The sequence below is a fragment of the Streptomyces sp. NPDC002265 genome, from assembly GCF_040296125.1.
Lineage (GTDB): Bacteria > Actinomycetota > Actinomycetes > Streptomycetales > Streptomycetaceae > Streptomyces.
In genome coordinates this window covers 1-5363 of record NZ_JBEOWS010000495.1, presented here as the reverse complement: position 1 = coordinate 5363, position 5363 = coordinate 1, and the positions used below count along the sequence as shown (strand labels likewise).

8 protein-coding genes and 1 pseudogene are annotated in these 5363 nt (G+C 69.3%); 5 read left to right on the top strand and 4 right to left on the bottom strand.

What is annotated here, in order from left to right; genetic code table 11:
* Positions 1 to 82: 82 nt before the first annotated feature.
* Both ABT085_RS43380 and ABT085_RS43375 read right to left on the bottom strand, forming a co-directional pair.
* Positions 83 to 571, bottom strand: coding sequence for a lamin tail domain-containing protein (locus ABT085_RS43380; RefSeq protein ID WP_351621843.1), 489 nt, complete (start codon positions 569 to 571; stop codon positions 83 to 85).
* Between the two features lie 562 nt (positions 572 to 1133).
* Positions 1134 to 1277: a hypothetical protein gene (locus ABT085_RS43375; RefSeq protein ID WP_351621840.1), complete on the bottom strand. Its 144-nt coding sequence runs from the start codon at positions 1275 to 1277 to the stop codon at positions 1134 to 1136.
* Here ABT085_RS43375 and ABT085_RS43370 point away from each other — a divergent pair.
* The 3 genes and pseudogenes from ABT085_RS43370 to ABT085_RS43360 form a co-directional block, all read left to right on the top strand.
* Positions 1276 to 1620 carry a hypothetical protein gene (locus tag ABT085_RS43370; protein WP_351621837.1) on the top strand — a complete coding sequence of 115 codons (345 nt, stop codon included), beginning with the start codon at positions 1276 to 1278 and terminating at the stop codon, positions 1618 to 1620. The two genes, ABT085_RS43375 and ABT085_RS43370, sit on opposite strands and share 2 nt — an antisense overlap.
* Complete coding sequence (locus ABT085_RS43365) at positions 1551 to 2147, top strand: hypothetical protein (RefSeq protein WP_351621836.1); 597 nt, start codon at positions 1551 to 1553, stop codon at positions 2145 to 2147. The genes ABT085_RS43370 and ABT085_RS43365 overlap by 70 nt, the downstream gene beginning before the upstream one ends.
* A 98-nt stretch (positions 2148 to 2245) precedes the next feature.
* Positions 2246 to 2839: pseudogene (locus ABT085_RS43360) on the top strand (replication-relaxation family protein); the annotation flags it as partial.
* A gap of 155 nt (positions 2840 to 2994) precedes the next feature.
* Here ABT085_RS43360 and ABT085_RS43355 read toward each other — a convergent pair.
* Complete coding sequence (locus ABT085_RS43355) at positions 2995 to 3219, bottom strand: hypothetical protein (protein WP_351621833.1); 225 nt, start codon at positions 3217 to 3219, stop codon at positions 2995 to 2997.
* A 355-nt stretch (positions 3220 to 3574) separates the two neighbouring features.
* Between ABT085_RS43355 and ABT085_RS43350 the strand changes: the two genes are divergently transcribed.
* Together ABT085_RS43350 and ABT085_RS43345 are read left to right on the top strand one after the other, a co-directional pair.
* Positions 3575 to 4366, top strand: a complete 792-nt coding sequence (locus ABT085_RS43350) for a replication-relaxation family protein (RefSeq protein WP_351621830.1) — start codon at positions 3575 to 3577, stop codon at positions 4364 to 4366.
* 179 nt (positions 4367 to 4545) lie between these two features.
* Entirely contained in the window at positions 4546 to 4761 is a 216-nt protein-coding gene (locus ABT085_RS43345; RefSeq protein ID WP_351621827.1) for a hypothetical protein, read from the top strand.
* Positions 4762 to 4878: 117 nt separating this feature from the next.
* On the opposite strand, the gene ABT085_RS43340 is transcribed toward ABT085_RS43345, so the two are convergent.
* Entirely contained in the window at positions 4879 to 5115 is a 237-nt protein-coding gene (locus ABT085_RS43340; protein ID WP_351621824.1) for a hypothetical protein, read from the bottom strand.
* Positions 5116 to 5363 lie beyond the last annotated feature (248 nt).

The following is a 5363-nucleotide window of genomic DNA, read 5'->3' as shown; positions in this document are numbered from 1 at the left end:
GGAAGGAGCGCACCACCTGCAAGGGGTATCGGGATAAGGGGTCTGGGCCGGTGTCGGCGGCCGCAGGCTCCTGCAGCCTGGGTCAGCGGCGGTAGTCGCCGCGGTGGCCGTGCCAGCCGCCGTGGCGGTGGTCCCAGCCGCCGTCGCGGTGGTGGCGGCCCCAGGACTCGTCGTCGACGAACCGACCGCGGTCGTTGTAGAGGGTCGCGGTGTCCTCGTCGTTGTCCCACACGTAGTTGCGCCGGTCCTGGTAGAGGTCGGTGTCGCTGTCGCGGCCGACGCCGGTGTGGACACGGACCGTGTCACGCCCCTCGAGCCGGACGTCGTCGAAGGTGTAGGTGTGGCCGTCCTCGTCCGACAGGGTCCAGCCATCCAGGTCGACCGCCCGGCGGCCGATGTTGGTGATCTCCACCCACTCCCTGTTCAGCGAGCGGTTGGAACGGTCGTCGCGGCCCGGCGAGTCGTACTGCACATCCGAAATCACCACCCGGGCACGGTCACCGCGCCCCGCGTGATGGTGGTCGGCGGCCGACGCCGGCAGCGCCGCCGCCCCCACACAGGCAGCCGCCACAGCCGTGACAGCAGTCAGACGACGGGCGGTTGCAGAGACGGAAACAGACACAAGGCCCTCCTTCACAAAGGCGTACGGCACACCCCGAAGGCGCCACAGCAGGAAAACTGCAGGCCAACCTAAATGTGCGGTGCGGGTGTGCGGCCGACCGACCGCACACCCACACCCTGCAAGCCGCCCAAGAGAGTCACGACAGACACACGGCCCGTGTTACAGCTTGCCCACATTTACGTGACTCTCGGATGCATCACCCACCCACCACCGCAACCCACGCAGCTGACGGCCCCCGCACCCCCAACTACCGCCCGGCGCAAGGCGCGTGAAGCCGTCCCGCCGGGCCATACCGGCCCGCCCTCACCACCGCGGTCACCCGAAAGTGAGTAACAGCTCTGCCCGTCCACCACACCGGCAACGGGACACGGCCGGAGTGACCCGCAGAGGAATGGCTTCCCCATACGGGGGCCTGTGGAGGACCGCCTGGACCCTGACCACGGGCCCGACCACGGCAGGCCCTGCGCACGGGTTGCGCAATCTATCGATGGCCACTGCACACTACTGAGGATCAATGCGTGATGTCGTCGGGGCTCATGGCGAGGCCTGTGCCGGTGAGGCAGCCGGTGATGATGGTGGGCCGGTACTGCATCTGGCTAGGCCCGGCGGACTGCGGTGACCAGATGCAGATCCCGGCCGCGCGGCGGCTGTACATGACCGCCACCGCACGGGTGTGGGAGGCCGACGGGGACCGCCCCCGGCTGGTCGCCTCCATGGACGAGGACTCCCCCGTCTTCGGGCCGGTCGCCTACAAGCTGAAGCTGTCCGAGGCGATCCGGTTGGGGCTGGTGACGCCGTATCAGGTTCTGTGCCTGGACATCCGCGACCCGCAGCTGTATGCCGCGATGACGCCCGAGGCGACCGGTTCCGACGTCGTACGCGGGGCCCGGCTGGCGGCCGTGCAGACCGGTTGGGAGATGATGCGCGCATGCCAGATCGCCGAACACTCCCGCTCTTCGCGCTCGCCCCGGCCGTGCTCGTGGCGGCCTGGGCCCTGACGGCCTGCGGAGCGCGGGCCCAACCCGTGGCGTCGGCCAGCACCACGCCCCCGCGGTCGTTCACGCCCTGGCCCGAATGCGCCAAAGGGGTGGTCGACAGCGCACCCCCGTCGTCGTCACCGAAAGCCGCGGCACCTGCCCCAGACAGCGGCACGGCCGCGGAGAACCCGCACTTCGACGAGAACCACGCATACCGCATGTCCGCGGAACTCTCCCCGGAGAACCGGGCGGCCGGGGAGGCCAGCGTGCGCCTGATCCGCCCGGCCCTGGAGGCGATGCGCAAAGACGGGCAGTTCGCCGAGAAGGACGTACGGGCCGTCCTGGCCAGGTGGGACTGCAGGAAAGACAACGGGCTCGCGGTCTTCTCCGAGGCTCCCCAGTACAAGCGGGTGTCGCTCTCCTTCTACAACGGTCACGCCTGCGTCTCCGCCGTGATTACCCCGCAGGACGTAGTGACCGAGGTGTACGGCATCTATGCCGAACCAGCCCCCGCCGGCCCGTGCGTGGAGAACCCGGGCGGACACTGAACCAAAACCTTCGGCCCACAGTCAGCAGCCCAGGCAACGGAAGAACCACCCCACTGCGCCGAACTCGAACGGCTCGGCATGCACTGGTAGCCGCGTGAACGCATGCCACGGCAGCATCACTGAAGACCCCGCACACGCTCGCCGTCGTACGCGCCCACCTTGCCTTCACCGCAGACGCCCGCCGGCTCGGGCACGAGCACGGCCCCTGGGACTGGACCCTTGAGGTGTCCCACGCCATCGGCGAGGGAGAGCGTGTCGTGGCCGACGCGGTGATGCACTACACGATCCTCGAAAGCGAACACCGGCGAAAGCTGCGCGCGTTCGTGGAAGTCGATCGCAGCACGATGAGCAGTGAGCGGCTGGCCGTGAAGCTGATCGAGTACGCCCGCCTCTTCCAGTACGAGGCCCAGCCCGTCGGCCGGCGCAGGCAGGCCGCCGCGGGTCCTGCGTGGCTGCGCTGGTATCCGGTCTTTCCCCGTGTGCTCTTCGTGCTCACCGGTGCCTCCCGGGTCAGGCTGGAGAACCGGACCAGCGACCTGCAGGCAATGGTCTCCCAGCACCCTCTCGTATCATGCCTCGCCCGCGAAGTCCGGCTCGGTGCCGCCGTACTGGAAGACCTCGAACAACACGGACCCGACCACAACGTGTGGCTACCGTTGGCCGGCGGCGAACCCCGCCCATGGACCGAACTGCGACCTTCCTTGGTCGATAGCCGGGGGTTCCGTCGGCAGCCAGGAAAGGTGCGGCGGCGCCATCGTCGCGTACGGCGGCCTCTGGATCCAGTCGCGCTGACACCGCGCAGCGGGGCCGGGCAGAGTGATCCTCGTCCAGCCTCGCTGTCATCGGGTCAGCCGAAGTCGAGCGCCTCCTGCGCGAAGTCGGCCGCAACCGGACGGGGCGGGGACGGTGGTGCCCCGTCCTGGCGTGCGGCCTGCCAGCGCTCGGTCAGTTCGTCCTTCCACCCCTTGGGCGGGGGCCACGGGACGCCCCAGGCGGCGAGCTGGTCGCGCTTCCAACCACCGGCGGGCGTGCGGGCGGCTTCGATCTCTTCGGGCGAGGGCAGATCGGGCATGTCAAGCAGCCTCCCATGAGAAGCAAGTCGAGGCGGGACGGGACAGGCTCTCCGCCGGCTTCGTTCGTATCGAGGAGAGTCTGCAGGGGAGGATGCCAAACCCCCGACCACCCTCGAAAAAGCCATGGTGCCTTGCCGATACGCCACCCACACCACGCCAGGCCGAGGGCAGTCGCCGGCAGAGACGTCGGTGGGGATCTCGGCCTGGTCGGGGCAGCGTTGTCGCATCGTGACCGTGGTCGGGCCTTCGTGGTCGGTCCTCCGGTCGGGGCCGGCTGCTGCCGTGGTCCGTATGCGCGGCACCGGACACAAACGGTGCCGCTCTCGTATGGACAAGGGGCGGGATCAGTCGACGATGACGAACGTGGACGCGGGAGTTGGGGACCGGCTGGCGTTGGCCGTGCTGGTCCAGTACCGGATGGCCACGACCGAGCAGATGCATCTGGCGATCGCGCCACAGGTGCGGATTGAGCAGACCAGGCGCCGACTGGCCAAGCTGCGCGGGCGGCCGCCGAAAGCCGTGCTCGACCGGACCGCCGCACGGCTGCGGGTCGGACACGCGCTGACGGTGACCGAAACGGGGCTCACGTTCCTGAAAGACGCCCGCCGCCGCGGGGACGTATGCCAGCCGCTGGACTGGATACCGGAGACCCACCACCCCGTCGGGGGCAAAGAGGCTGTCGTCCCCGACGCGTTGATGTACTACCAGCGCGGCCCCGCCGACGATGACGGGGACGCGGGCGCGATGCTGCAGGCATTCGTGGAGATCGACCGGGCCACCACAGGGCCCGAGCGCCTCGCCGCCACACTCACCACCTACGCCCGCCTGCACACCTACACATCCCAGCCAGCCGGACGGCAACCGGACTCCCACCAGGAACAGCACGAGGCGTGGCGGCACACCTACCCCTTCTTCCCCCGGCTGCTGTTCGTCCTAGACGGCACCGGCCCCACCGGCATCGCGACCCGCATCACCGCCCTGCACACGGCCACCGGGGAACCGTCTGTCGCGGCGTTCCTGCGAGAGGTTCCGGCCCTGGCGGCACCACTGGCTGACCTGCTGCGCGACGGACCGTCAGCACCTGTATGGCGGCCGCTGCGCGACCCTGCCCGTAGAGTCGGCTGGATGCACTGCGCGCATCTGTGACCCTGGGCTGCGCAGACCAGCGCAGTGTCCCGGCCACAGGCCCGACCACGATTGCGCACGCCCCGACCACGAGCCGGACCATGCAGGCCAGACGCTGCGCAGCCGAATCGCGTACCGAATGCGCAGCCACCGCCCCTTCGTGCGCACCCGACTGCGCACCAAAGGAATGAGGGGCCTGCATGCGCGACACCGTCCACACCGTCGCCGACGTGCACTCTCCGCAGCACGTCTGCGCAGCAGTGCGAACAAGGGCGTCGTCCGCCGCCGCCCGGGCCCCGACCGTGAGCCCGACCACCCAGGCCACAGAGCTGCGCGAGGGACTGCGTACCGATTGCGCAGCTGTCGCGCACGACCAGGTCCAGGTCCCTCTACGCGAAGTGCACGTCGTCAACTGACCAGCGCCGGTGTGCAGACCGGTGCACTGGCCGGGACTGTCCGCCGCTCACCGCCCCCTCAGGCTCCGGTGGTCGGCCGTTTCGTGGGGACGCGGGCGCGGGCCGGCAGGGTGGGGCTCAGCAGTCGTAGCGGTGGGTGTATGGCGTGTCGGGGCAGATTCGGCAGACGAAGAAGTACATACCGCCGAGGTCGCCCAGGTCCATGGTGTGCCCGAACGTGTCGAGGGCAGCAGGGTCGGCCTCGGCCCGCCAGGAGGGGGTCGAGGCTTTGTCCTGGCGGGGATCCTGGTCGTCCAGGGGGAGCCACCGGCCCCCACCCGGCTCGGTCGCGGTGATGCTGAGCAGGTGTTCCATGCGGGTGCCGCAGCCCGCGCAGTCGGGCCAGTCCGGCTTTTGGGCAAGGTCATGAAGTTATGGGCTGATGGGTCCTGGCAACAGGATGTCGATGCTGATGGTGGCCTTGTAGGTGCGTCGGTCCACGCGCAGGCTCTTGTAGGCGTATCGGGACGGAAGATTTCAAGTCCAGTGAGACGGTCGTGACGCTATGAGGTTTGTGGTGTGGACTCCCTGCGCTTGGCCGGGTCGTTGATCCATGCCCGCTG

Excerpts from the sequence above, each read along its gene's own strand:
- ABT085_RS43370 (WP_351621837.1), top strand. The coding sequence starts at position 1,276 with ATGACCGCCACCGCACGGGTGTGGGAGGCCGACGGGGACCGCCCCCGG.
- ABT085_RS43375 (WP_351621840.1), bottom strand. The coding sequence starts at position 1,277 with ATGTACAGCCGCCGCGCGGCCGGGATCTGCATCTGGTCACCGCAGTCC.
- ABT085_RS43365 (WP_351621836.1), top strand. The coding sequence starts at position 1,551 with ATGCCAGATCGCCGAACACTCCCGCTCTTCGCGCTCGCCCCGGCCGTG.
- ABT085_RS43355 (WP_351621833.1), bottom strand. The coding sequence starts at position 3,219 with ATGCCCGATCTGCCCTCGCCCGAAGAGATCGAAGCCGCCCGCACGCCC.
- ABT085_RS43350 (WP_351621830.1), top strand. The coding sequence starts at position 3,575 with ATGACGAACGTGGACGCGGGAGTTGGGGACCGGCTGGCGTTGGCCGTG.
- ABT085_RS43345 (WP_351621827.1), top strand. The coding sequence starts at position 4,546 with ATGCGCGACACCGTCCACACCGTCGCCGACGTGCACTCTCCGCAGCAC.
- ABT085_RS43340 (WP_351621824.1), bottom strand. The coding sequence starts at position 5,115 with ATGGAACACCTGCTCAGCATCACCGCGACCGAGCCGGGTGGGGGCCGG.